Origin of the sequence: Prochlorococcus sp. MIT 1303, from assembly GCF_001631965.1 — a bacterium.
Lineage (GTDB): Bacteria > Cyanobacteriota > Cyanobacteriia > PCC-6307 > Cyanobiaceae > Prochlorococcus > Prochlorococcus marinus_D.
Genome location: NZ_LVHK01000041.1, coordinates 19,506 through 44,117 on the forward strand (window position 1 = coordinate 19,506; position 24,612 = coordinate 44,117).

The window sequence follows — 24,612 nt, forward strand, 5'->3', positions numbered from 1 at the left end:
TAAGTTAGAGATAGATTCACGTGCCCCGGACCATGTTCGAGCGGTTTACCGAGAAGGCCATCAAGGTGATCATGCTGGCCCAGGAAGAGGCCCGGCGCCTTGGTCATAATTTCGTGGGCACCGAGCAGATTCTTTTGGGATTGATCGGTGAGGGCACAGGTGTGGCAGCGAAGGTTCTCAAGTCAATGAGCGTGAACCTTAAAGACGCCCGCGTTGAAGTTGAAAAGATCATTGGCCGTGGTTCAGGCTTCGTCGCCGTAGAAATCCCCTTCACACCAAGAGCAAAGCGCGTACTGGAACTCTCTCTAGAAGAAGCCCGACAACTTGGCCACAATTACATCGGTACAGAACATTTACTGCTTGGTCTCATCCGAGAAGGTGAGGGTGTAGCAGCCCGAGTACTCGAAAACCTTGGTGTAGACCTAGCAAAGGTGCGCACCCAAGTAATCCGCATGCTCGGAGAAACCGCCGAGGTCACTGCAGGCGGAGGTGGAGGCAAAGGCTCAACGAAGACAGCCACACTTGATGAATTCGGCAGCAACCTGACCCAGCTAGCCAATGAGTCCAAGCTTGATCCTGTTGTCGGGCGACAAAATGAAATCGATCGTGTTATTCAGATCCTCGGAAGACGCACAAAGAACAACCCTGTACTGATTGGAGAGCCTGGAGTTGGAAAAACAGCAATTGCTGAAGGCCTCGCTCAACGCATCCAACAGGGAGATATTCCCGACATCCTTGAAGAGAAGAGGGTTCTAACCCTCGACATCGGCCTGCTAGTTGCTGGAACCAAATACCGGGGAGAGTTCGAAGAACGGCTCAAAAAGATCATGGAAGAGATCAAATCCGCAGGCAACGTGATCCTGGTCATCGATGAAGTGCACACACTGATTGGAGCAGGCGCTGCAGAAGGTGCAATCGATGCCGCCAACATTCTCAAACCAGCGCTAGCCAGAGGAGAACTGCAGTGCATTGGTGCCACCACTCTTGACGAATATCGAAAACACATCGAACGGGATGCTGCCCTAGAACGCCGATTTCAGCCGGTCATGGTTGGCGAGCCATCGATCGCTGAAACCATTGAGATCCTGCAAGGATTAAGGGAGCGCTACGAACAGCATCACCGCCTAAAAATCACAGACGAAGCCCTAGATGCCGCCGCAAATCTAGGCGATCGCTATATCTCTGACCGCTTCCTGCCGGATAAGGCCATCGACTTAATCGATGAAGCTGGCAGCCGTGTGCGTTTGCTTAACTCCAAACTTCCCCCTGCGGCAAAAGAGGTTGACAAAGAATTGCGCAAGGTTCAAAAGGAAAAAGAAGATGCCGTTCGTGATCAGGACTTCGCCAAAGCCGGCGAATTACGTGAAAAAGAAGTTGAGCTAAGAGAAAAGATCCGCACTCTGCTTCAAAGCAGTCGCCAAGACAGCGAGGAATCGCCCCCCGCCGAGGCAGAAAATGCTGTTCGTTCCAGCGATGAGACTCCAACGCCTCAACCTGAAAAAGACACAACAGCTCCATCAATTCCTCCTCTCACCACACCACTGGTTACAGAAGAAGATATTGCCAACATCGTGGCGGCTTGGACCGGAGTACCTGTACAAAAGCTCACCGAAAGCGAATCAGTGAAGCTCCTAAACATGGAGGAAACCCTCCACCAGAGGCTGATTGGCCAAGATGAAGCCGTCAAAGCAGTCTCGAAAGCCATCCGTCGAGCCAGGGTGGGCCTCAAAAACCCCAATCGCCCCATTGCCAGTTTCATCTTTTCAGGCCCTACGGGCGTCGGCAAAACGGAACTAACCAAAGCTCTCGCCACCTACTTCTTTGGTAGCGAAGAAGCCATGATCCGACTAGACATGTCGGAATTCATGGAGCGACATACGGTCAGCAAGCTGATCGGATCACCTCCTGGCTATGTGGGGTTCAACGAAGGGGGACAACTCACCGAAGCTGTTCGTCGTAGACCTTATACCGTTGTGCTCTTCGACGAAATCGAGAAGGCACACCCAGATGTTTTTAACCTGCTGCTTCAATTATTGGAAGATGGTCGACTAACTGACTCCAAAGGAAGAACAGTTGACTTCAAGAACACCTTGATCATTATGACTTCGAATATCGGTTCAAAAGTGATTGAGAAAGGAGGCGGAGGACTTGGCTTCGAATTCTCAGGTGAAAATGCAGAAGAAAGTCAATACAACCGGATCAAATCCCTGGTCAACGAAGAACTAAAACAATACTTCCGTCCTGAATTTCTCAACCGTCTCGATGAAATTATCGTCTTCCGCCAACTCAGCAGAGATGAGGTGAAAGAAATCGCTGAGATCATGCTTAAAGAAGTGTTCTCTCGCATGCAAGACAAAGGGATCACTCTCACTGTTTCAGATGCATTCAAAGAGCGACTAGTGGAAGAGGGATACAACCCCTCTTATGGAGCGAGGCCGCTGCGAAGGGCTGTCATGCGGCTCATGGAAGACAGTCTTGCCGAGGAAGTGCTTACTGGCCGCATCAAGGACGGTGATGCTGCGGAAATGGACGTGGATGACAACAAGCAAATCGTTGTCCGCCATGTCAGCAAAACTACTGCCACACCGGAACTCGCTGGAGCAGGCGTCTGACACCTCTCCAACATCAATGAACAAAAACAATTTGCCTGAGGAGGTCTCTCACTGCGCTCACTCCATCGCCCCCGCAAAGGTTGTTAGGGGAGAAAGGGCTTGGGAAGAAAGCCATCAACTCATTGCCTCGATTTGCCGCTCACCTTTACTTCTTGGACGCAGCATCGCCACGGCTGAGTTACGCCAGGGATTACTCAACAACCTCAGGAACCTTGGACTCAACACAGTGTCTGCTGAGCTCAAGCACGATTGTTGCGAGATGGATCTCAAGCGGATCAATGCTCTTGCCTTGTACAACTCCTGCGACGGTGTGATTGCCGCCGGTGGGGGCAAGGTGCTAGATGCCGGGAAGCTTTTGGCCCATCGGCTAGGCATCCCATGCATCACAGTTCCACTTAGTGCAGCCACCTGTGCCGGTTGGACCGCCCTCGCCAATATCTATTCACCAACAGGTGCTTTTCAACGCGATCAAGTTCTGGCTCGATGTCCACATCTGATGATCTTTGATCATGGTCTCGTGCGTCAGGCTCCTCCCCGGACTCTCGCAAGCGGCATCGCAGATGCAATCGCCAAGTGGTACGAAGCGTCTGTCAGCAATGGCTCCAGCAACGATGGCTTGATTCAACAAGCTGTGCAGATGGCAAGGGTCTTGCGCGATCAGCTGCTGCTTGATGGGCCTGAAGCGCTGAAAGATCAAAACAGCCTGGCCTGGATCAGGGTTGCCGAAGCCTGCGCACTAACTGCAGGGCTGATCGGAGGGATTGGCGGTTCTCGCTGCCGTACTGCCGCTGCCCACGCGGTACACAACGCACTCACGCAATTAAAAGATTGCCATGAGGTCCTTCATGGAGAAAAGGTGGGTTACGGGATTCTCGTACAGTTGCGTCTTGAGGAGATTATTGGAGGCCATCAACTGGCCGGACAAGCAAGGCGACAACTGATTCCATTCCTCAAAGAACTTGATCTGCCTGTAAATCTTGAGGATCTGGGCCTATCGAATTTGAGTCTTCACGAGCTGCATGAGGTCTGCCAATTTGCCTGTCAACAAGGCTCTGACCTTCATCAACTGCCGTTTACCGTCAATTCCAGCGCCCTACTCGAAGCACTCCTCGGCGCTAGCGACAATGGCCCGGTCCCCGTCGAATCCACAGTCACCAAGCGAATGGCAGCCTCTTGAACCTCAAAACTGGAATGGCAGCCCAAACAATCGCCTCGTCAGAAACCCTTTTACGTCAACTCACACCACAACTTCTGGATCCATTAGCCCGTGACCTGGCCAATCAAGTTCAGTGGTGGTCTTTACCGGGGCTTGTCCCAAGCTCGACTTCAGAGCCTGAGTCCTACCCAGTAGCCATTACTGGCGAGGGGGCTCCAGTGCTGCTGCTGCATGGGTTTGATAGCAGCTTCCTTGAATTCCGACGCCTAGCGCCGTTATTAAGCCCTCACCATCAGCTTGTGATTCCGGATTTGTATGGTTTTGGCTTCTCTCCCCGTCCCCCTGAAGCTGACTATGGACAAGAAGCGCTCATCCGTCACCTCGATGAACTGCTAGCCCATCTGCCCTCTAATTCTCCAGTGGGAGTCATCGGAGCATCAATGGGAGGTGCTATTGCCATGGAGCTTGCTCGACGTCATCCAAAACAAATCAACCGCTTGCTCTTACTTTCGCCTGCAGGATTAACAGGACGGCCAAAACCTATCCCTCCAGGCCTAGATCAACTGGGAGCATGGATCCTTAGTCAACCGGCCGTGCGACGCAGCATCTGCCGACAAGCCTTCGCTGATCCCAAAAACTCTGTCGGAGATGCTGAGGAACAAATCGCTTCCCTTCATCTACAGGTATCAGGCTGGAGGAGATCACTAGCTGCCTTTGCCCGCAGTGGAGGTATCGCCAATTGCGGAACACCGCTACCCCAACAACCACTTCATGTGATCTGGGGTGCCAACGACCGTATCCTAAATGGACCTCAGAGACGGGAAGCCCTCACCCTGCTGGGGTCTCACGTGGAAGAACTTGACAACTGCGGCCATTTACCACACCTAGACCATCCCAAGATTGTCGCCCAACGCTGGCTTCAAGCTTTGTCCTAGCCATGGGAGATCCTTCATCCACCACCAGTACCGGCCCTTTACTGCAACTCCTCGCCAATGGTCTAAAGATTTGGGTCCGCCGACAATGCGATGCCGTTGGTGAACTGAAGCTGGAACTGCACGGATCTGCTCTGGAGCTATTGAGAGGTCGTCTTTCAGGAGTCAGTCTCATGGCCAAGGAGGTGATCTTTCAAGGCCTGCCATTGCATTACGCCGAATTAAAAAGCGGCCCCCTCAGGCTGAACATGAACCTCGGTAAATCAGCCCAGGTTGTGACTCTGGAGCAAAGCTTTGATCTGCAGGGAACTGTATCAATCACGGACAAAGACCTCAATCAGGTCCTGCTATCAGATCCATGGAGATGGCTTGGCGATTGGCTAGCAGAAGAGCTCATTGGCATAACGCCTCTTGGCGGACTTCAAATCAACAACGACACCTTGGAATTACAGGCTCCAGTGATTGGTCAACAAGAACCGGCAAGACGACGTTTTCTAATCAGAGCGGATCAAGGAACCGTGCTGATTAGACACGAGGATGTGGATTTAGAAGCTTCACTACCCATGGACCCTGCTATTCACATTGAAGAAGCCGTTCTGAACGGTGGACAACTTCACCTCAAAGGTCGCGCATCAGTAACACCCTGATCGCATTAACTCATGACAGGCAGGATCAGCGTTACTGCGTAATACACCACTGCAGGAGTGAAGAGATAGCTATCAATGCGATCAAGGATGCCGCCATGACCAGGCAGCGCATCACCAGAATCCTTAAGACCAGCATCTCGTTTCATCATCGACTCGATCAGGTCTCCAACCAGCGCAAATAATGCAACCAAAACTCCAAGCAGCACGCCCAGCAAAAAACCCAATGGCCAAGCCAAAAGCTCACCGGCGACTGCCCCTATAGTCATTGCGCAAAACAGGCCTCCGACAGCACCTTCCACAGTCTTCCCAGGCGAAATAGAAGATAAAGGTAGGCGTCCAAAACGACGTCCCAATTCATAAGAGCCAATATCACTAGCGACGATCATCAAGCAAGCCACCAAAGTGATCGCCATCCCAGAAGTCAACCAGCCTGCACACCAGCCAGGAAGCTGACCCAGCCCAGGAGCAAGATCGAGAGCACTCAAATTGCGCAATCGCAACCAATGGCTGGGTAAAAACCCCAAGTAAAACAACCCAAAGATCGAGGCGGCGATATCGGCAATGGAGCCGGTGATCGGCTGAAGCAACAACCAACCGCAAATGGCTGCTCCAGAGAGAGGCAGCACTGCTGCAGCAAGATCAGATGGCAAGCCGCCAACCACTCCCCACTGTGTACTGATCAGCAACAACTGACAGGCCACAAGAGTCGTTTTCGTCGCCGGCCTAATTCCGGTGAACTTCGCCATGCGGAAAAACTCAAGCAAAGCAAGGTGCACGATCACACCCAAACCAACCGTGAACCACCAACCCCCTAAAGCAACCACCACCAAACCGAACGCTCCGGCAGCCAGACCACTGCTAATCCGCTGGCTGGAAGATCCGGCTGCTACCAATCTCGATCGAAAGGCCTCTGCTATCACGCCCACACCATTGATGGTCTTACAAGGCCAGAACTTTTACCGTACCAGCGATCTGCTCGGGCCAAAGGTTCTGCTGCTCTAAAAGCCAGTCCACACGTCTGTGATCCAGCTTCTCACCTGGCACTAGCAAGGGAATCCCTGGAGGATAGGGACAGATTAACTCCGCCGCGACTCTCCCTACCGCATCAGCAATCGACACTCTCTGACTTTGAGCGCGCCAAGCCAAGCCGCAAGCCATTGCTGGTGCTGTAATGCGCGGCAGTGGCGGGGGCGTAAAGACTGGCAAAGGTAGGCCCTGACCTTTGGCTGCAAGGAGTCCCCGCCAGCGACGATGCATCAGCCTGACCAATCCACGCTGGGGCGCCAAGCCAAGACAAAACGTTAGGCAGCCTGGTTCTGGAAGTTCGCCCACCAGCCCCCTATCCATCAGCCAAGCATCTGCTTCAAGTCCGCTGATACCATCTGCAGCGGTGTGCAAAATCAGCCGCAAGGGATCCTGGTTTTCAAGCAAAGGCAATCCCAACTGACGAAGTTGAACCGCCAATTCACGAGCATCCTTGAGGCGCGTTCCCAGCTTGTGCAAGCCCGCAGGCTTGCACAAGTCATTCAGCGACGCTTCACAAGAAGCCAGCAAGAGTGCGCTTGGACTGGTGGTTTGCAACCAGCCGAGACTGCGCTCGACAGCTTTGGGATCAACGCGATCCCCTTGGCTCCAAAGCACTGCGGTCTGAGTCAAACCGGCAGCAGATTTGTGCAATGAGTGGACTATTAAGTCAGCACCTGCTGTGATCGCAGAATCAGGCAAAGATGCATCCACCCGACTAGCGAAATGAGCACCATGAGCCTCATCCACTAATACCGGCCAACCCCGAGAATGAAGCTCAACAACCATGGGCTTGAGATCCGTCGCATAGCCCTGATAAGTGGGATGCACCAACACAGCTGCAGCGATCTCAACACCAGCGATGGGAAGTTCATTCAAAACGTCCTTCAACCAAGGTCCATCAGGGGGAAACACATGACCCCGATCAACCATGAAAGGCAGGTCAAACAAGACAGGCGTGAGATCGCCCAAAACACAAGCCTGAATGAGGCTGCGATGGACATTGCGAGGCATCAACACAGCCTGACCAGGCCTTGCTATTGCCAAGAGAGCAGCCTGCAAGAGGCCTGTCGCGCCATTGACGCCATACCAACCCCGCTCAGCCCCGATAGCAATCGCTGCCTGCCTTTGACTCTCTGCCACCGCCCCCTCCTGCATCAATGGCCCACCCAACTCAGGAAGTTCCGGCAGATCCCAGATGCCAGCTCGATGGCGCAACATTGCACGCAGATCATCAGGCAAGCCAGCCCCACGACCATGAGCGGGGAGATGCAAGCTGCGACCACGGTCGCGAGTCAACAGGGGAAGAAAGCCCATGAAGGTGAATCGCCGTTTCTAAAGTCTGATGATCAACGTGCCCAGGCGGTCTGTTGAACAGCTCCAATCCATCGTCCGCTTCAGCATTCCGCAAAGCCCCGATGCGTTACGACGCGTATCAGGATCTGCTCTGGTTGCTAGCCAGGCCCTGGGTGTGGATACCTCGATTCATTCATGTGCTCACCTCACTGCTCACACTGGCGGTGAGAGTGCTGGCTCAGGGCTCTAACAACGACGAAGAGGCACAAAAAAGGCTCGCAAAAAAACTGCTCATCACCCTCACCAACCTCGGGCCTTGCTTTATCAAGGTGGGCCAAGCGCTTTCCACCCGACCAGATCTAATCAAGCGTGAATGGCTCGAGGAACTCACCAGCCTTCAAGACAATCTGCCCTCCTTCAACCATGCCACGGCCCTCGCCACGTTGGCAGAAGATCTTGGGGCTCCAGCTAGTCAACTCTTTGAAGAGTTTCCTAACCAACCAATTGCTGCAGCCAGCCTTGGCCAAGTCTACAAAGCTCGCCTACACGGTAATCAATGGGTAGCCGTGAAAGTACAACGTCCTCAACTGGCGTTCATCTTGCGCCGCGATCTCGTCATCATCCGCCTTCTCGGCGTGCTGTCAGCACCAGTGCTCCCACTCAACTTGGGCTTTGGACTAGGCAACATCATTGATGAATTTGGTCGCAGCCTATTTGAGGAAATTGATTACGAACAAGAAGCTAACAATGCTGAACGATTTGCGGCTCTTTTCGCCAAAGACCCAACGGTGACGGTCCCGAGGGTGGAGCGATTGCTGTCATCCCGCCGTGTACTAACCACAAGCTGGATCGAGGGCACGAAGCTACGAGACCGCAAGGAGTTAAAAGCCCAACTTCTTAATCCAACAGCACTTATCAGGACGGCCGTCATCAGCGGTCTTCAGCAACTTTTTGAGTTCGGCTATTTCCATGCTGATCCTCACCCAGGCAACATTTTTGCCCTCAGTGGTCAAAGTAAAAGGATGGGTCATCTTGCCTACTGCGATTTCGGCATGATGGATTCAATTAGTGATGACGATCGTCTCACTCTTACTGGAGCAGTAGTTCACCTAATCAACAACGATTTCAAGGCTCTAGCTAAAGACTTTCAAAAGCTGGGATTCCTTAGTCTAACAAGTGATCTAACGTCAATCATACCGGCACTAGAAGAAGTACTTGGTGGCTCTCTTGGTGAATCGGTGGAGTCCTTCAACTTCAAGGCAATCACCGATCGTTTCTCAGAACTGATGTTCGATTACCCCTTCAGAGTCCCGGCGAGATTTGCCTTGATCATCCGAGCTGTTGTTAGTCAAGAAGGTCTTGCATTAAGGCTAGATCCAGAGTTCAAGATTATTGGAATTGCCTACCCATATGTAGCCAAACGTCTACTGGCAGGAGACTCAATGGAGATGCGAGAGAAACTGATGGAGGTGATTTTCGATAATAATGGGCACCTGCGTCTGGAGCGAATTGAAAGTTTGCTGAAAGTGATAAACCAAGACGCTGTAGCACCAGATGCAGAACTAATCCCTGTAGCAGGAGCAGGTCTAAAACTGCTACTTGGCCCAGATGGATCCACTTTGCGTAGTCGTCTACTGATGACATTGATCAAAGATGAGCGCTTAAGCGCATCTGATATCAAGGCCTTAATGAGCCTGCTACGGCGAACCTTCAGTCCTCGCAAGGTCGCAAATGGCATGTTGCAAAATCTTACTCCACGGACCACCTAAACATGGGCACAAAGGATAACAATCGCCAGAGGGAAAGAAGCTACTCCAAGATACAAGTCTCTGCCATTCATCAATGGTCTGATTATCACGAGAGTCATCTATCGATTGGCACGGAGATTTAGCCATATTCCAACTAAGTTATATTCATCTCATGCTGAACAGGCAATAAAAAAGGAAAGAGAATATGCAACTGATGCGGATGAGAGTTAGGATAAATTAATCTAGGAATAATCCCTCAAGGTTAGCTTTGGTTGTCGACTCTCAGAAAACTAAAAAACAAGTTTCAAACCACCATATAAGCCTCAAGTTCAAACGAGGAGGTTCGCATCAACGCCAAGCCTTCCCTCTCCAGACGGCGTGTTCGATCGCGACTCATTCCTAAAGTCTTAGCAATCCCGGTGAGGTTCATCGGCTCCCCTCCGTCGATTCCATAACGCATCCGCAGCACACGACCCTGCAGCTCGGGCAACTTTTCCAGCAAGGTACGTAAATCGCCTTTCATGCAATCCACTTCCACCTTCTCGCTCGGCAACTCCTCTTCCCCCGCAAGCAACTCAAGCAACTCCGTTTCATCCCCATCTCCCACCTTCATCTCCAAACTCATCGGCTGACGGGCACGGCACATCAGATCCTTCACCTCCTCCTCAGGCAACTCCACAAACTCTGCAAGTTCGCTCACTGTTGGCGTGCGCCCCATCTCCTGACTTAACTCTCGCTGACCTTTCTTGAGCTTGTTCAGCATCTCCGTGATATGGATCGGCAGACGGATCGTCCGGCTCTTCTCCGCAATCGCACGCGTGATCCCCTGACGAATCCACCAATACGCATAGGTCGAAAACTTGTAGCCACGGGTTGGGTCGAACTTCTCCACTCCCCTCACCAAGCCGATCGTTCCCTCTTGGATCAAATCAAGCAGCTCCATATTCCGTTTGGTGTACTTCTTGGCAACACTCACCACTAAGCGCAGGTTCGCAGACACCATCCGCTCCTTCGCACGTCGTCCGCTCTGCAACTTCTTCTTGAGCTGCAACGCACTCAAGCCAGCTGCCTTCGCTAGCTCTTTACGACTCGCTGGCTCACCTGTTTGACCTTCCAGTTCAGACTCAAGCTGCTCTAAAGACATCAACTCCTGCACCTGACGACCCAGCGTGATCTCCTGCTCATGGCTCAGTAGCGGCACTCGACCGATATCGCGCAGGTATGAACGCACCAGGTCGACATCTGAAAGCACCGCCAAGGGAGCCATACTGAATAACGAAACAACCAAGTTTCCTAATTTACCATCGTTTGCCAAGAGCAAATCAATGCCTTGCGGACGAATTCCACTCCATTGCCAAAATGAAGAAGGCTTTAAAACCGAGAATTAACGTTTTTTCTTCAAGCGCCATCAATAGAGACAGTCTGTTGATGCGCCAAGCACTTGCAAATACTTATCTATAATGATCTCCTCGAAAACCTCACCACATCTTCCCAAACACTCTTCCAACTATTAAATGTTTGGAGATGGATATGGTGCATCTGGGTCTCGGCGCCCGCTGAAAGCCATGCTGAAAACATTGGCATGAAGCAACAAAGACTGCAGAAGCTGATTGCAGCGTCAGGACTATGCTCCCGACGCCATGCAGAGCAACTCCTCCTGCAAGAGCGGGTAACGTTGAATGGCCATCTTGCCAAGCTTGGCGACAAGGCCGATCCAGAGCTTGACAAGATCTCTGTAGATGGGCGTGTGCTCAATTCCAACACCGAAACAAGAGTGTTGCTGTTCAACAAACCTGCGGGGGTGATCACTAGTTGTCATGATCCCCACGGGCGAGTGACTGTCTTCAGCCTGCTGCCCGACAAACTATGCAAGGGCCTTCACCCTGTAGGCAGACTTGATGCCGATAGCCGAGGAGCTCTGCTAATCACCAACCAAGGAGAGCTCACGCTGCGATTGACCCATCCACGCTATGCACATGACAAGACTTACCAAGTCTTGGTGGAAGGTAAACCCTCAGCCCTAGTGCTCTCAAGCTGGCGGCATGGCGTCATGCTTGATGGGAAAACAACCTTGCCCGCTGAGCTAGAGCTTTTGCAATCACACCCAAGTCAAAGCCTTTTGAAGGTGGTTCTCAGGGAAGGCCGCAACCGGCAAATCCGTCGCGTAGCCGAACAACTAGGTCACCCCGTATTAGACCTTCAACGCACTGCGATTGCAAATGTTGCCCTAGACGCATTACCAGAAGGGTGCTGGCGCGCTCTTAACGAGAGAGAATGGGCTCCCCTACTGAAAATCACCAAGCCCTCAATGTGTTGATGCGCTTGACAAAGCCATCCAATTGAAACGCCGATGCGACTAAACCTTCCATGGCAAAAATCAAGATCTGAAGTCGAAACCAGACAAGATCCACAACAGATATTCCAGAGCTCATTACTGGAAGCTGGTCGTCAACTCAGAGAGCGTCGCGAACAGTGTGGAATGAGCCTGCGTGATTTAGCTGAAGAAACACGAATCACTACCCCCGTTCTAGAAGCAATTGAACGGGGGTGGATCAAACGACTACCAGAGCCAGCCTATCTGTGCTCAATGCTTCCGCTGCTGGAGCAGCATCTTGAACTAGCCCCAGGCAGCCTCAACGGGGCTATGCCAGAACGCAATGCTAGGAACCAAACTCATTCCAACAGGGGCCTGACGCGATTCACCCCCGGCAGCATCGATGTCTTCACCACCTGGCAAGGGAGTGTGATTTATGCCGTGGTCATGCTCAGCAGCCTCTTGGCCCTCAATCACCAGCAAAAGCATCTTGCTGCACTCAACAGTCAAACCCTCTCGCCAATCACAGTCAGCCTTGAATCCCTTGCTGATCAGCACGCAAGCGAGACAGCCAACCCCGCCCTTGATGGCCTAAGACCCCTGGAAGAAGCACAAAAACGATCTCCAGAACAATGGCTCAACGCAACCCTTATCCAGCACCAAGCTCAGGGTGAGATAGGTCTACTGGAGATCAATCTCAGTCAGCCACGTATGCTCAAAATCAACAGCGCTGGGAAAGATCTCACAAATCTCAGAGAAGCTCAGGGGACACTCACTCTTCAATTGCGGCCACCCCTCCTACTAGAGATCAAGCCTCCAGCTGCTCCTGAGGACAGAGTCATTTGGAAGGGCCAGGCGCATACTCACGAACCCAATAATCCTGGGATTTACCGACTCGCAGATGCCGTCAGCAAACCGGCCGCCGATTCAAGCGAACGTCCCCAGACAGCGCCTCTCTCGCCATAGCCTCTGAGGGCTCCATCAAGAGCTGAATCAAAGCAAGACAACCGCCAACACCAATTTCCCTCGACAGTGCCAGGGGTGTTGAAACGAGCTACATCATCTAAATGAAGCAAATCCTGCACAGGGGTCATCACTAAACACGCCTCTGTCGCTAGGCCCAGCTCCAGCAACTGCCAACCAGGGGCATGAACTACACCCTTCAATCGATCTGCGACCCGCTCACGGATGTCGAGATCAAGCTGCTGCCACCAACCCAGCGTCGTTGGATTGTCGTGAGTGCCTGTATAAACCACCCAGTTATGACCCTTAATATTTTCAGGTAGATAGGGATTACTGGGATTGCCATCAAAAGCAAACTGGATAATTTTCATTCCAGGCAGACCAAATTGGTCTCGTAGCTCTTCCACATCAGGGGTAATCACTCCCAGATCTTCTGCAACCAGTGGCAAGATGCCACCAGCATCACGCCTTAGCCGCTTCAATAGAGCTGCACCTGGAGAAGACCGCCACTCCCCGTGCTCCGCTGTCGTATCGGATCCAGGAACTGCCCAATAAGACGCAAGCGCCCTGAAATGGTCGAGGCGTAAAAGATCCACCTGTTGCCATTGACGCACAAAGCGGCTACGCCACCAATGGAATCCACTGCAGCGATGCCGCCACCAGCGATAAACAGGCGTGCCCCAGAGTTGTCCTGTACTGGAGAAATAATCAGGGGGAACACCACTTTGGATCTCAAGCTCCCCTCCTTGAAGGATCGAAAACAGGCCCTGATGACTCCAAACGTCAGCGCTATCGCGCGCAACATAAAAAGGCAGATCACCAAACAACAAAACGCCAAGCTCGCCTGCTAGATGTCTCAGTGCTTGCCACTGCCGATCAAGCTGCCATTGCAGCAAACGATGTTCAAGCAGAGCCTCCTGATGATGACCTTTCCAGGCATTGAGAGCCCTACGTTGATGAGCTGCCAAGCCTTCCGGCCATTCCCACCAAGGGAGGCCTTGATGCTGACGACGGAGTTCCATAAATAAAACATGGTCCTCAAGCCAGAACTGCTTGCCACACCAACTCTCAAAGGCAAGATGATGGTCTCTAGCCTGCTCTGACCAAGCCTCCCTTAAGGCTATGCCAAGTCGCTGACTGCGAAGGTCAGCCAGAGCAAAATCAACCGATGCGCAAGGCTCCTGGATAGGAACTGTTCCTGGCAACTCACGAAGAACGGATGCGGACAGGAAATCCTCATCAACAAGATCATCGGCATCAAGCAACCAAGGGTTAAGAGCAAAGCTTGAAGGGGAGCTGTAGGGAGACCCTGTCGCATCAGGAGGAGCCAAAGGCAACAACTGCCATACGCCGATGTCATGGCGAGCAAGTGATTGCAACCAAGCCCTTGAAGGAGCACCGAAACTGCCGCAAACTGGACTTGCAGGCAGTGCTGTGGGATGAAGTAACACCCCGGTCGTGCGAACTAACGCTGAGCTGCCCTCAACCATCAAAAAACACCAGAAAATAAAAACAACATTGGGATCTGATCGAAGTCAGCATCTAGATCAGCCATTAGCCCCAATCAATCTTGGAAGGACTTAGGCAGGGTCGTTACATCCTCGCAAGATGCCTTGTCAGAAGTCTCGGTTAGTCCAAAAGCCATTGGACTTTTAACCCTAAGGAGCTGTAGTTGAGCAAGACTGTGATGCCGCTGTCCTCAAGACGGTTGATGCCTACACAAGATTCAGGCAGAACGCCAACGCCATCGAGCGTGGGTCACTGGATGGGGAAATATCCAGGCCGTACCTTGCTACGCCTGGCTGCGACCCTGGGTGGTCTTTGGCTGGCAAGCACGGCCCTGGGGCTGCTCTGGCCGGAGCCAGATCAAGTCGCCAAAGGCGATCCATCAGTGGACAAAGCAACCTCCCTAGCGCCGCTTCCCAAACAACCAATCATCATCTTGTTAGTGGGCATTGATTCAGACCAACTGAACGATCTCACAAACCAAGCTGCACCGATGGGTTCAGCCAATGCAGACAGCCTGATGCTCGTGAAGGTTGCGGCCAAGCAACCTGTTGAAGTTCTTCAGCTGCCGATTGAACTCGCTGTGACCCTGCCTGGAAGCAATGGGATGCAACCACTAGCGTCAAGTTACGGGCGGGGGGGTATTGCCCTTACCGCCGATGTGATTGCAGAAATCCTCGGCCTTACAAAAGGACAACCCCACCGCTTTGTGGTGATCCCCCGCAAAGCTCTAAGAGTCCTTGTAGATGGACTCGGAGATGTGGAGGTCAACCTCAACACGCCTTTTAAACACAAAGACAATGCCCAGAACTATTCGGTGGACTTGCAAGCAGGGCGGCAGAGACTCAATGGAAGCGAGGTAGAACAACTGGTTCGCTACCGCGCTGGTCCTGAAGAAGAAAGCGGTCGGCGTCAAAGACAACAATGGATCCTGAACGGTCTGTCTAGACAATTGCGACAGCCGAACACCCTCGCAAAACTCCCCAAACTTCTGAAAGAGTTTTCAAAAGAAGTACAAACCGATTTAACCCCTCGTGAGTTGTTAAGCCTCACGGCAGCGGCTCTTAGCAACAATCAATTCCCAATCCTCAGCGAGTTACCTCTAGCCCCAAGAGCCGGGGAACAAACCCTGCGGCAACTCAAGGCAAGCCACCCCATGCCGCTCTGGCCGCAGGGCAACTAACAGGGCCTCATCAATCGGACGACAGCAGCAGCCGTCGACGCAATTGCACCACGACCTCCTCCAAAGAGGGCCCCTGCTGCAAGCAGCCCCCATTAGGGACTGCTGACAAAGCTGAGGAATCATCTGGAAGCAAACCGAACCACGGCAAACCATCAGAGCGGCGAAGGCTGAGGTCCCATGGGCCACCCAATTGCAGAACCCCAATCAGAGGAACATCGAGGGCCGCACAGAGCGCTACATAAGCAGGTGCCACACCAGGAATCTCCCCGGATGGCAATGGCGAGACCATCAAAATGGTGGGCTGGCGCCATGCTCCCAGAGCCTCCAGCCAGCTACCACCATCTGGATGAAGCATGGCTGGATCACCACTCAGCCGCACCATTCCACCCTCCGGAGGCAACAAACCAAGAACCTGATGGGGATTTTCAGAGCAGCGATGATGGCTCAACTCCCCTCCCCAAGCGCTAGCCAAAAGCAAGCAACCAGACCGCATCCGACCATCAGGGAGGGGGCCTGCACCAACCAGAAAAGGGATGGGAGCAATCATCAGGCGACCCTACATAGAGAAGAAGTTGAGATGAGAGCCTTTGCAGCACTAGCATCGGAGTACAGCTGATATTGCTCGCTGTCGACGTGACGAGTTTTCTGACCGCAGCCCGTACCGAACAAGAGAGCATCAGCTATGACATGCAGCGTCTGCGCTTGTTCAGCGGCACCTCAAATCCAGCTCTTGCAAGAGAGATTGCGGCCTACCTAGGTGTTCCCGATGGTCCAAGGATCTGCAAACGGTTCGCAGATGGTGAGCTCTATGTACAAATCCAGGAATCGATCCGAGGTTGTGACGTCTTCCTGATTCAGCCCACCTGCGCGCCAGTGAACGACAATTTGATGGAGCTGCTGATCATGGTTGATGCCTGTCAGCGCGCCTCTGCCAGGCAAATCACGGCTGTAGTTCCCTACTACGGCTATGCAAGAGCCGACCGCAAAACGGCTGGCCGCGAGTCAATCACTGCCAAGCTCACCGCAAACCTGCTGGTGAAATCTGGCGTGAACAGAGTCCTCGCCATGGATCTGCATTCCGCCCAAATCCAGGGCTACTTTGACATCCCTTGCGATCACATCTACGGCTCACCAGTCCTGGTTGATCACCTCGCAGCACAAGAACTTAACGAAGTAGTGGTGGTGTCTCCAGATGTGGGAGGAGTCGCACGAGCCCGAGCCTTTGCGAAACAAATGAGGGATGCGCCACTGGCAATTATTGATAAGCGCCGATCAGGTCACAACGTTGCCGAAAGTCTCACAGTGATCGGCGATGTAGCTGGAAAAACAGCCATCCTGATCGACGACATGATCGACACTGGGGGAACCATTTGCTCAGGAGCTCGTCTACTTCGACAAGAAGGGGCTAAACGGGTGATTGCCTGTGCCTCCCATGCCGTGTTTTCGCCCCCCGCCTGCGAACGATTATCCGAAGAAGGATTATTCGAACAAGTCTTGGTTACCAACAGCATTCCCATCGCAGCGGAACGACGCTTCCCTCAATTGCAGGTACTTTCAGTGGCCAATATGCTTGGCGAAGCGATTTGGCGCATCCATGAGGAAAGCTCTGTGAGCTCAATGTTTAGAGGATAACCCTGAGATCAAATCTAAAATTAGCTGCTAAGCGATAGAGGTGACTCTTCTTAGAGCATCTCATCAATGTTTTAGGCACTAAAACCAAAGCAAAATCAATAAGCCTTAACCCTCCAGACCTTCTCAGTTAATCCCAACTTACTTGCTCTTTAAATGCTTCATTATTAGGGCAAAGGCATTTCAATTAGACAAGACCCTAAGACCTATTCGCAAGGCCCTTCATTGCCGATAAAAGTGTGGCGGAAGAAGAAACTCAAACAGACTCTTGAGAAACCTTCTATAAATACTGTAGAAAAGCCTAATTATTCGTTTACACAGGCTACAATTCAAAGCCATCAAAAGAAACTAGCTTGACTTGACTAGGGATAAGCTACGCAATAAAATGTTAAGTATTGCCGTTTCACGCTCATTACTCAAGCAGCCTTGATAATTTCCATCACTTACCTAAATAAATCTGACTCCTTTCGCAAAAGATCGTTTATATTTAGAGTTTCAATGGACAACTAATAAGCCTAAAATGAGATTAGCAAAAACAAAACTCCATGCCTACCAATCTGTTACTTGGCAAAACCTTACGCTGATCTAATATGCATAGAGCGCTAGCTTGCTTTTAAAGATGATGACTCTGAGCATATATTGCAGTTAAATGCTGCTCTATTGTTCTGGAATTAGCAATGATGTTATCGACAACCACTAAATCAACTTCTGCTGGAAAAAGTCCGCCAATTAACACAGACAGGCAGCAGAGAGTAGAAACTGAATTTCATCTTGAATTCTACGATTACCGTGATCAGCTTGCCATTCGTAACTAGGCTGTATTGCATTGACTCGTCAAAAATTTGTCACTCTCATTCCCTTGCCATGACTCAACTAAGTCTAATTGAGTTGGAAAAGCAGGCCTCTGATGCCGGCCTGCTCTTGAGACTGCAGGTGAGAAGACCACTCAATCTCTGGTCCTTAAAGTTAGTCGTCGCACAAGCTCTCGATGAGGAACGTATACAACTTTGGGGTGAGATGAAGGCTTGGGCCTATGCAGGCGAGAAGGGATTACAGCTCGACACAATGCGTGTTCATCCTGAAGCACCCGCCGGAGTAGGGGATCTCATCTGGGTTGGCACCATGGCCTGGGCACTTGAAGCCACCCCATGTCGGCAAGCACGCCTGCTGGCAATTTGTGATGAAGGGCACCAACACGATCGCTTAATTCGTTATTTCCGGCAACGTGGATTTTTTACTGTCCGAGAGCTAGGAGCAGCACCAATGGATTTCCCACTCAGGATGATCTGGGGTGGAGCCGGAGCGTTGATGGTTGGAAGCTGCAGTGAGGTGCTGGAGCGTAATCAGCGTCGTTGGCAAAAGCTGCGGGGGATTGGATCGCAGAGATCATTCTTCACCAGCGTGATAACTACTACGCACTAGAGGCCCACTACGCACCTGAGCAAATCCAAGCTTGCGAGCAACTTCAGCCAACTTCTTGAAATCCTCAGGATGCCAATAACGATGCACCGGAATATGTGCCAATGAAGGGCGCAGATACTGACCCAATGTGACCCGTTGACAGTCAACAGAACGGAGATCCTCAAGAGTCTGAACCACCTCTTCTTGCTCTTCTCCTAGTCCCAACATCAAGCCTGATTTGGTAGGAATGTTGGGAGCAAGTTCCCGCGCTGCAGCCAGCAGATTGAGAGAATGGTGATACGTAGCTCCCCGTCGAACCTTGTTCTGAAGCCTTTCAACGGTTTCGAGGTTGTGGTTGAAACAAACTGGTGCAGCCATGAGCAACTGCGTGAGCCGTTCTCTCTGAGCTTCTAATGCCTTGGCCAGATCAGCGACTCCGCCCCAAAAATCCGGCGTAAGCACTTCTATCTCAATAAGAGGATTGCGCTGGCGAATGGCCGCCATGGTGTCAGTAAAAATACTCACACCATGATCGGGCAAATCATCCCTTGCTACTGAAGTAAGAACCACATAACGAAGACCCATCTGCTGCACCGCATCTGCAACTCGCTCTGCTTCGAGCGGATCGATTGCCTGAGGAGATTGGCCTTTCATGACCTGGCAGAAAGCACAACTACGAGTACAGATCGATCCTCCTAGGAGAAAAGTTGCTGTGCCGGCTGCGTAACACTCGCCGCGATTGGGACAACGCCCTTCCTCACAAATGGTGTGTAGCTGATTCCCCTTAACCAGCTGCTGCATCTGCTCCAACTGGGAGACGCTGCCGATGGGGCGACGCAACCATTCCGGAAGGCGCTCCGCAGGCAAAATGGTGCTGTATTGGGTCGGGCGATGGGTGGAAGACATTGCTTTATTGCATAGCTCGACGGCCTTCAAGCGCACGAGTCAGAGTGACTTCGTCGGCATACTCCAACTCACTACCAACAGGAAGGCCGTAGGCGATTCGACTCACTTGGGTGAACGGCTTTAACAAGCGTGCCAGGTAAAGGCTAGTGGTGTCACCTTCAACACTGGGAGTGAGAGCGAGAATGACCTCGCTGATGCCATCTCGATCAACGCGTTGAATCAAACTGGGGATCTGCAGCATGTCCGGCCCGATACCATCCATTGGTGAAATCAGTCCACCTAGGACGTGATAGCGACCCTTATATTCCCTAGTTCTTTCGAGAGCTAGCAGATCTCGGGAATCAGCCACCACACAAAGCAATTGATCGCATCGCATTGCATCACGGCAAATGTCGCATAAAGGCTCCGCGCTGAGATGAAAACAGGTCTGACATTGACCCACTTGAGAACGGGCCGCTAGGAGTGCCTCAGCAAAAGCGCGGATTTGGTCTTCCGGTTGTCTCAACAAATGCAGGGCAAGTCTCTGGGCCGTTCGTGGCCCAATCCCAGGCAGACGCTCGAACTGGTCGATCAAGCGAGCCAGGGGTCGAGTAAAGCCGCTCAGGGGTCCGCCGCAGATACTGAGAATCTTGGCAGTTCACCAGGTGGCAATTGTTGATCAAGCCAAGACCGTACGCCGGCAGAATGGTCAGCAAGTCCGGTTCTGTTCCAATGCTTGAACTTGTGCGAACCATTTCACGTGTGGGTTTCGCTTGTGCTCTTGTGATGCTGCTCGCTGCCTGCAGTGGTTCATATGCAGGCATGAACTCCTTCCAGAGCCCGGATGGTCGTTATGCATTCCTTTATCCCAATGGATGGAGCCGTGTGAGTATGAATGGAGGGCCTCAGGTGGTATTTCACGACTTAATCAACAGCGACGAAACACTAAGTTTGGCTGTTTCGAAAGTTGACGAAAAGGGAGATCTGCAAACCCTAGGGAGTCCAATCACAATTGGGGAGCGTTTAAGCCGTGAAGTGATTGCACCTCAAGGCAGTGGGCGAGAGGCTGAGTTAGTAGACGCCAATCAGCGTGAGGCAGGAGGACACATCTTTTACGATTTGGAATATACCGTTCATCTTGAAGATCGAGAACGCCATGAGCTAGCAACAGTGGTCGTTGATCGGGGGCGTTTATATACATTAGCAGCAAGTACTAACGAGTCTAGATGGAATAAAGTTAAGGGCTTATTCGAAGAGGTAATCACATCATTCACATTCTTAATCTGACCATTAAAGGCCGTAAAAGAAAACACATAATAGCAATAGTTTATTGTTCAATGCCAATAAGTTGGATGCAAAATCCAACTTCTAGCCTGTATTGCTATTGCTTGCATATCATGGAGTTGAAGCTGAACAAACACCTCACATCAAATTTCCCATTAAGAGCCCAAGGAAAATTATTCAGCTTTGATCTAGCCAGCGATCGATTTAAAATAGGAATCGATAAAGCGAGCCATTGGCTTCCGCAGCATCTGGCCATTCAGTTTCTAGGTAGCTAATGCCATTACTAAAGAATGGCTTAGCTGCTAGTCGTGTTGCTTCAAGTTCAGTGGTACCCATTGCTGTCATTAAACCTCCAAGCTCCAAAGGCCCCATATCTGTCTTGATGTTACGGCCAGCAGCACTTATCAATGCTGGCAGTCGAACAAGATTCTCAGCTCGAGTGAGCTTACTAAAGAGACTCTTGAGGACTAGTTGTTGACGACCCAGGCGACCAAAGTCGCCTTCACCATCATGGCGCCAACGCAAAAAACCCTCGAGATCTTTACCTTTTAAGACCTGAGGGCCAGCTTGAAGATCAATATAAAGACCTTGGGATTGATCTTGGTAATAAAGACGCTTAGGCACATCAACCTCAATGCCTCCCAATAAGTCTGCAATAGTTCTGATCCCTTCAAGGTTAACAAGAATGTGATGGCTAATGGGACGATGCATCAGCCGAGTCAACTCACTTTTTACTGCCTCGATACCACCATATGCATACAAAGCATTAACTTTCATTGGCCCAAAATTACGCGAATTGATATAACTATCACGTGGAATCTGGGTAATTCTTGTTTCGCCCCCCGCAACTCGAATTGTGAAGATCACATCAGTGTTACCACGACCTGCATCCATGCCGAGCACCACCACATCACGATCACCAAATCCCTTCCATGCATTGAATGGATTGCTAATCGGGAAAAGGGGAGTGGTTGTGCCTGCAGTCTTTTGTGTGAGTGATCGACTGAGTGGAATTGAAAGGAACAGGCCTGCGATCAGCCCCACGCCAATGGCAGTGGTCATTGAACGCCAACCAGAACTGCCTTGATGCTTGGGAGTCATATCACCATCTTAGAGCCCTTTAGATTTTTCTCTAATAAAAGTAGCCTGCGGCTTTAAGCAGCACTCTAGCCAATGCTCAATTGTGTTGAACGGCTAGAGAGTTAATCATCAGCTCAATTTGAATTGTTAACTGTTGCTTGCTTCAAGATCTTTAATCAGTACAAAGAAGATGCTGCTTTTATTTCTCAGCAGAAGAAGCCAAGACTTACAAGAAAATCAAGCCTCTGCTTGGCAGCCTGTGTCGATAAGGTAACCAAATGAGCCATGCTGTAGTTGATCGACAACGAAATAATTGTGCCATATGGATATTGCGCTAATCAGAAGATATCTCACAAATATGATAGACAAAAGGCTCGACAAAAGTTGATTCAGACCAACAGCAATTCGTCAGTACGCAACCCAGCCTGAACTCGCCAGAGATCCCTATAGATACCTGATTGCTTCAAAAGTGAATCGTGAGTACCTTGCTCGACAATATTACCTTGATCCATAACAATAATCTGATCCGCATGCCTCACAGTACTGAGGCGATGTGCAATCACAACAGTGGTTCGGTTTTGGGTGATATGCATCAAAGAACGTTGAATCGCTGCTTCTGTCTCATTATCAACGGCAGCGGTGGCCTCATCCAAGATCAGAATCGGTGCCTGCTTGAGAATTGCCCTAGCCAGAGCAATTCGTTGACGCTGACCACCAGAAAGACGTTGCCCACGTTCACCCACCAACGTATTGAAACCATGCGGGAGGGCTTTAATAAACTCTGAGGCTTCAGCCAAATCTGCCGCATCATCAATTGTTTCCTGAGTTGTCTCAGGACTACCATATGCAATGTTTTCAGAAACTGTTCCATGAAATAAATAGACTTCTTGACTGACCAGTGCGATTGAACGACGTAGATCCCTTAACTTGAGCATGTCAATCGGCTGTCCATCCAGAAGAATCCGTCCAGAGCTGAGTGGATAAAGCCTCAGCAAAAGTTTCACCAGGGTGCTTTTTCCTGACCCTGTAGCTCCCACAATTCCGATGGTGCAGCCAGCGGGAATATCAAGATTGAAGTGAGTTAGAAGAGGAGCGCGGCCTTGGTAATGGAAGCCCACATCCTCAAAGCACAAAGCGCCCCGCACTCGTGCTGTTATCAACGGCTGTGATCCTTCAACGATGGTAATCGGAGTATCGATCAAATCCAGCACACGATTGGTGGAGGCCATTGAACGCTGATATTCATCAAGTGTGCGACCAAGGGTTGTAAGAGGCCACAGCAAGCGTTGTGTAATAAAAACGAGCACGCTGTAAAGCCCAACAGCCATTTGCCCCTTCCATGCCTGAAGGCCTCCGATCACCAAGATGGCCAGAAAAGCAAACAAAATGGCAAAGCGAATCAGAGGAATGAAGGCTGCTGAAAGTTTGATTGCCTGCTTATTGCTGCAGCGATAGGCCTCACTGCGATAGCGAATTTGCTCTAGTTCCCAGGCTTCTGTAGCGAAACTCTTGATTGTGAACATCCCGCCGAGGTTGTTGCTGAGATGAGCAGCCAGCTCACCAGCTTTATCTCTGACCTCGCGGTAGCGCGGAGCCAACCGCCGCTGAAATTGAATTGATCCCCATAAGATCACTGGGATAGGCAAAAAGGCGAACAAGGCAACACCTGGAGCGACGAAGACCATCGCCCCACCTACCAACAGCACAGTTGTAATCAACTGCAAGATCTGATTGGCCCCGTAGTCGAGAAATCGTTCTAATTGGTTGATGTCGTCATTAAGAACAGCCATCAGCCGCCCACTGCTATCTGCCTCGAAAAACGCCATCTCCAAATGCTGGAGGTGGTTATAGGCCTTCAGGCGAAGATTGTGTTGAGTTGTCTGGGCGAGATTGCGCCACAACACGCCATAAAGATATTCAAAGAAGGATTCAGCACTCCAGATCAGAAAGGAGAGCAACGCAAGAAATCCCAATTGGCTAGGGACAGTGCTAAAGCCAAGATTCGCTAACCAGGAAGTCTGTTCGTGTACGACGACGTCAATGGCCAAACCGATGAGTACCGGCGGGGCGAGATCAAACAGTTTGTTGAGAATGGAGCAAGTGGTTGCCGCAAGAATCAGGCGCCGATGAGGCTTAAGGCTGCTGAGCAGCCTTCTCAGGGGACTTGCAGTGCGCCGAACGCGAGAATCCATAAAACTTGGGCACTGCCTTCATTCAAGCGCTACAAGGTTTCGGATCAAAGCATTGAGCTGAAAGCTTGCTGAGCAATCCCGTCTGAACTGTTCATTTGGCCTGAAAGGGGGTAGAACTTAAAGACTTGAAGGAGGTTCAATGACCCGTTCGAGAGCGTTCAATCGATTCCATCGCTTCACCGCAAAGCAACACAGGCTGAGCCTTCGAGCAGCGGTTCCAAATCTTCAAGACGGCATTCGTTCTGGCAATGAAGCGGTTAACCACCGCGAAGAGCTCCACCAACGGGCTTGGCAAAAGGATCTAATGCTCGAATTAATCGATCCAGAAGAAACTTATTAATACGAATAAGGCCACCCACAGGGTGGCCTTATTGAAAGGGCTAAGGCTACTGATTTACCAGCGGTTGCCGCCACCGCCACCGCCGTAGCCACCGCCACCGCCACCGCCGTATCCACCACGGCCACCACCACCGCCACCTGTACGTTCACGTGGTGTTGCTTTATTCACGCGAATCATTCGCCCCATCCATTCAACGTCCTGAAGATCGTCAATCGCTTTTTGTTCGTCTGCATCGTTTGCCATCTCAACGAAAGCAAAACCACGCTTGCGCCCCGTCTCTCGATCGAGAGGGAGGCTGCATGTCTTGACTTCGCCGTATTGGCTGAACAGGTCGAGCAAGTCCTCCTGTTCCGCCTGGAAAGAGAGGTTGCCTATGTAAATGGTCATTCCTAAAAGGACCGATGGGATTTGATCAGTGAAG

General features: G+C 51.3%; 22 protein-coding genes. 12 read left to right on the plus strand and 10 right to left on the minus strand.

Features of this window, described 5'->3' with window-relative positions; translation table 11 throughout:
- The first annotated feature begins 32 nt into the window (after positions 1–32).
- The 4 genes from PMIT1303_RS05905 to PMIT1303_RS05920 are packed head-to-tail and all read left to right on the plus strand — an operon-like array spanning position 33 to position 5,347.
- Positions 33–2,612 (plus strand): ATP-dependent Clp protease ATP-binding subunit, encoded by a 2,580-nt coding sequence (locus PMIT1303_RS05905; protein ID WP_011825646.1) that lies wholly within the window; start codon positions 33–35, stop codon positions 2,610–2,612.
- Between the two features lie 16 nt (positions 2,613–2,628).
- Positions 2,629–3,789: an iron-containing alcohol dehydrogenase family protein gene (locus tag PMIT1303_RS05910; RefSeq protein ID WP_063397923.1), complete on the plus strand. Its 1,161-nt coding sequence runs from the start codon at positions 2,629–2,631 to the stop codon at positions 3,787–3,789.
- A 14-nt stretch (positions 3,790–3,803) separates the two neighbouring features.
- On the plus strand, positions 3,804–4,703 hold the full coding sequence (locus tag PMIT1303_RS05915; protein WP_063398001.1) for an alpha/beta fold hydrolase: 900 nt from the start codon (positions 3,804–3,806) through the stop codon (positions 4,701–4,703).
- 2 nt (positions 4,704–4,705) lie between these two features.
- The gene (locus PMIT1303_RS05920; RefSeq protein WP_063397924.1) at positions 4,706–5,347 is read left to right on the plus strand and encodes a DUF2993 domain-containing protein; all 642 of its coding nucleotides are present in this window, start codon (positions 4,706–4,708) and stop codon (positions 5,345–5,347) included.
- Positions 5,348–5,352: 5 nt separating this feature from the next.
- On the opposite strand, the gene PMIT1303_RS05925 is transcribed toward PMIT1303_RS05920, so the two are convergent.
- Positions 5,353–6,267: a phosphatidate cytidylyltransferase gene (locus PMIT1303_RS05925; protein WP_063398002.1), complete on the minus strand. Its 915-nt coding sequence runs from the start codon at positions 6,265–6,267 to the stop codon at positions 5,353–5,355.
- A gap of 19 nt (positions 6,268–6,286) precedes the next feature.
- A complete protein-coding gene (locus PMIT1303_RS05930; protein ID WP_063397925.1) occupies positions 6,287–7,687 on the minus strand; it encodes a lysine decarboxylase in 1,401 nt (466 codons plus the stop codon).
- Positions 7,688–7,788: 101 nt separating this feature from the next.
- On the opposite strand from PMIT1303_RS05930, the gene PMIT1303_RS05935 reads away from it, so the two are divergent.
- A complete protein-coding gene (locus tag PMIT1303_RS05935; RefSeq protein ID WP_063397926.1) occupies positions 7,789–9,435 on the plus strand; it encodes an AarF/ABC1/UbiB kinase family protein in 1,647 nt (548 codons plus the stop codon).
- A gap of 283 nt (positions 9,436–9,718) precedes the next feature.
- On the opposite strand, the gene PMIT1303_RS05940 is transcribed toward PMIT1303_RS05935, so the two are convergent.
- On the minus strand, positions 9,719–10,681 hold the full coding sequence (locus PMIT1303_RS05940) for an RpoD/SigA family RNA polymerase sigma factor (protein ID WP_063398003.1): 963 nt from the start codon (positions 10,679–10,681) through the stop codon (positions 9,719–9,721).
- A gap of 315 nt (positions 10,682–10,996) precedes the next feature.
- On the opposite strand from PMIT1303_RS05940, the gene PMIT1303_RS05945 reads away from it, so the two are divergent.
- Both PMIT1303_RS05945 and PMIT1303_RS05950 read left to right on the plus strand, forming a co-directional pair.
- Positions 10,997–11,731, plus strand: coding sequence for a pseudouridine synthase (locus PMIT1303_RS05945; protein ID WP_063397927.1), 735 nt, complete (start codon positions 10,997–10,999; stop codon positions 11,729–11,731).
- A gap of 33 nt (positions 11,732–11,764) precedes the next feature.
- Positions 11,765–12,694, plus strand: a complete 930-nt coding sequence (locus PMIT1303_RS05950) for a RodZ family helix-turn-helix domain-containing protein (protein ID WP_063397928.1) — start codon at positions 11,765–11,767, stop codon at positions 12,692–12,694.
- On the opposite strand, the gene malQ is transcribed toward PMIT1303_RS05950, so the two are convergent.
- On the minus strand, positions 12,616–14,181 hold the full coding sequence (gene malQ, locus PMIT1303_RS05955) for a 4-alpha-glucanotransferase (RefSeq protein WP_063397929.1): 1,566 nt from the start codon (positions 14,179–14,181) through the stop codon (positions 12,616–12,618). The two genes, PMIT1303_RS05950 and malQ, sit on opposite strands and share 79 nt — an antisense overlap.
- A gap of 182 nt (positions 14,182–14,363) precedes the next feature.
- On the opposite strand from malQ, the gene PMIT1303_RS05960 reads away from it, so the two are divergent.
- Complete coding sequence (locus PMIT1303_RS05960; RefSeq protein WP_231901355.1) at positions 14,364–15,380, plus strand: LCP family protein; 1,017 nt, start codon at positions 14,364–14,366, stop codon at positions 15,378–15,380.
- A 10-nt stretch (positions 15,381–15,390) separates the two neighbouring features.
- Here the strand turns inward: PMIT1303_RS05960 and PMIT1303_RS05965 are convergent, their stop codons facing one another.
- Positions 15,391–15,927: a hypothetical protein gene (locus PMIT1303_RS05965; protein WP_063397931.1), complete on the minus strand. Its 537-nt coding sequence runs from the start codon at positions 15,925–15,927 to the stop codon at positions 15,391–15,393.
- 86 nt (positions 15,928–16,013) lie between these two features.
- Here PMIT1303_RS05965 and PMIT1303_RS05970 point away from each other — a divergent pair, with 86 nt between their 5' ends.
- Positions 16,014–17,012 (plus strand): ribose-phosphate pyrophosphokinase, encoded by a 999-nt coding sequence (locus PMIT1303_RS05970; RefSeq protein WP_063398004.1) that lies wholly within the window; start codon positions 16,014–16,016, stop codon positions 17,010–17,012.
- Between the two features lie 861 nt (positions 17,013–17,873).
- Positions 17,874–18,431, plus strand: coding sequence for a hypothetical protein (locus PMIT1303_RS05975; protein ID WP_063397932.1), 558 nt, complete (start codon positions 17,874–17,876; stop codon positions 18,429–18,431).
- On the opposite strand, the gene lipA is transcribed toward PMIT1303_RS05975, so the two are convergent.
- Positions 18,396–19,316, minus strand: coding sequence for a lipoyl synthase (lipA, locus tag PMIT1303_RS05980; RefSeq protein WP_063397933.1), 921 nt, complete (start codon positions 19,314–19,316; stop codon positions 18,396–18,398). The genes PMIT1303_RS05975 and lipA overlap by 36 nt on opposite strands.
- Positions 19,317–19,320: 4 nt before the next feature.
- Positions 19,321–19,890, minus strand: coding sequence for a recombination mediator RecR (gene recR, locus PMIT1303_RS05985; RefSeq protein WP_063397934.1), 570 nt, complete (start codon positions 19,888–19,890; stop codon positions 19,321–19,323).
- 137 nt (positions 19,891–20,027) lie between these two features.
- Here recR and psbP point away from each other — a divergent pair, with 137 nt between their 5' ends.
- Positions 20,028–20,582 (plus strand): photosystem II reaction center PsbP, encoded by a 555-nt coding sequence (gene psbP / locus PMIT1303_RS05990; protein ID WP_063398005.1) that lies wholly within the window; start codon positions 20,028–20,030, stop codon positions 20,580–20,582.
- 201 nt (positions 20,583–20,783) lie between these two features.
- Here psbP and PMIT1303_RS05995 read toward each other — a convergent pair whose 3' ends face one another.
- Positions 20,784–21,680: an LCP family protein gene (locus tag PMIT1303_RS05995; RefSeq protein WP_063397935.1), complete on the minus strand. Its 897-nt coding sequence runs from the start codon at positions 21,678–21,680 to the stop codon at positions 20,784–20,786.
- Between the two features lie 368 nt (positions 21,681–22,048).
- Complete coding sequence (locus PMIT1303_RS06000; RefSeq protein ID WP_063397936.1) at positions 22,049–23,851, minus strand: ABC transporter ATP-binding protein; 1,803 nt, start codon at positions 23,849–23,851, stop codon at positions 22,049–22,051.
- A 139-nt stretch (positions 23,852–23,990) separates the two neighbouring features.
- Here PMIT1303_RS06000 and PMIT1303_RS06005 point away from each other — a divergent pair, with 139 nt between their 5' ends.
- Positions 23,991–24,191 (plus strand): hypothetical protein, encoded by a 201-nt coding sequence (locus PMIT1303_RS06005; RefSeq protein ID WP_063397937.1) that lies wholly within the window; start codon positions 23,991–23,993, stop codon positions 24,189–24,191.
- Between the two features lie 54 nt (positions 24,192–24,245).
- Here PMIT1303_RS06005 and PMIT1303_RS06010 read toward each other — a convergent pair whose 3' ends face one another.
- On the minus strand, positions 24,246–24,578 hold the full coding sequence (locus PMIT1303_RS06010) for an RNA-binding protein (protein ID WP_063398006.1): 333 nt from the start codon (positions 24,576–24,578) through the stop codon (positions 24,246–24,248).
- Positions 24,579–24,612 lie beyond the last annotated feature (34 nt).

Coding starts and splice junctions, on each gene's coding strand:
- PMIT1303_RS05905 (WP_011825646.1), top strand. CDS start 33: ATGTTCGAGCGGTTTACCGAGAAGGCCATCAAGGTGATCATGCTGGCC.
- PMIT1303_RS05910 (WP_063397923.1), top strand. CDS start 2,629: ATGAACAAAAACAATTTGCCTGAGGAGGTCTCTCACTGCGCTCACTCC.
- PMIT1303_RS05915 (WP_063398001.1), top strand. CDS start 3,804: ATGGCAGCCCAAACAATCGCCTCGTCAGAAACCCTTTTACGTCAACTC.
- PMIT1303_RS05920 (WP_063397924.1), top strand. CDS start 4,706: ATGGGAGATCCTTCATCCACCACCAGTACCGGCCCTTTACTGCAACTC.
- PMIT1303_RS05930 (WP_063397925.1), bottom strand. CDS start 7,687: ATGGGCTTTCTTCCCCTGTTGACTCGCGACCGTGGTCGCAGCTTGCAT.
- PMIT1303_RS05935 (WP_063397926.1), top strand. CDS start 7,789: ATGCGTTACGACGCGTATCAGGATCTGCTCTGGTTGCTAGCCAGGCCC.
- PMIT1303_RS05940 (WP_063398003.1), bottom strand. CDS start 10,681: ATGGCTCCCTTGGCGGTGCTTTCAGATGTCGACCTGGTGCGTTCATAC.
- PMIT1303_RS05945 (WP_063397927.1), top strand. CDS start 10,997: ATGAAGCAACAAAGACTGCAGAAGCTGATTGCAGCGTCAGGACTATGC.
- PMIT1303_RS05950 (WP_063397928.1), top strand. CDS start 11,765: ATGCGACTAAACCTTCCATGGCAAAAATCAAGATCTGAAGTCGAAACC.
- malQ (WP_063397929.1), bottom strand. CDS start 14,181: ATGGTTGAGGGCAGCTCAGCGTTAGTTCGCACGACCGGGGTGTTACTT.
- PMIT1303_RS05965 (WP_063397931.1), bottom strand. CDS start 15,927: ATGATTGCTCCCATCCCTTTTCTGGTTGGTGCAGGCCCCCTCCCTGAT.
- PMIT1303_RS05975 (WP_063397932.1), top strand. CDS start 17,874: ATGACTCAACTAAGTCTAATTGAGTTGGAAAAGCAGGCCTCTGATGCC.
- lipA (WP_063397933.1), bottom strand. CDS start 19,316: ATGTCTTCCACCCATCGCCCGACCCAATACAGCACCATTTTGCCTGCG.
- psbP (WP_063398005.1), top strand. CDS start 20,028: ATGCTTGAACTTGTGCGAACCATTTCACGTGTGGGTTTCGCTTGTGCT.
- PMIT1303_RS05995 (WP_063397935.1), bottom strand. CDS start 21,680: ATGACTCCCAAGCATCAAGGCAGTTCTGGTTGGCGTTCAATGACCACT.
- PMIT1303_RS06000 (WP_063397936.1), bottom strand. CDS start 23,851: ATGGATTCTCGCGTTCGGCGCACTGCAAGTCCCCTGAGAAGGCTGCTC.
- PMIT1303_RS06005 (WP_063397937.1), top strand. CDS start 23,991: ATGACCCGTTCGAGAGCGTTCAATCGATTCCATCGCTTCACCGCAAAG.
- PMIT1303_RS06010 (WP_063398006.1), bottom strand. CDS start 24,578: ATGACCATTTACATAGGCAACCTCTCTTTCCAGGCGGAACAGGAGGAC.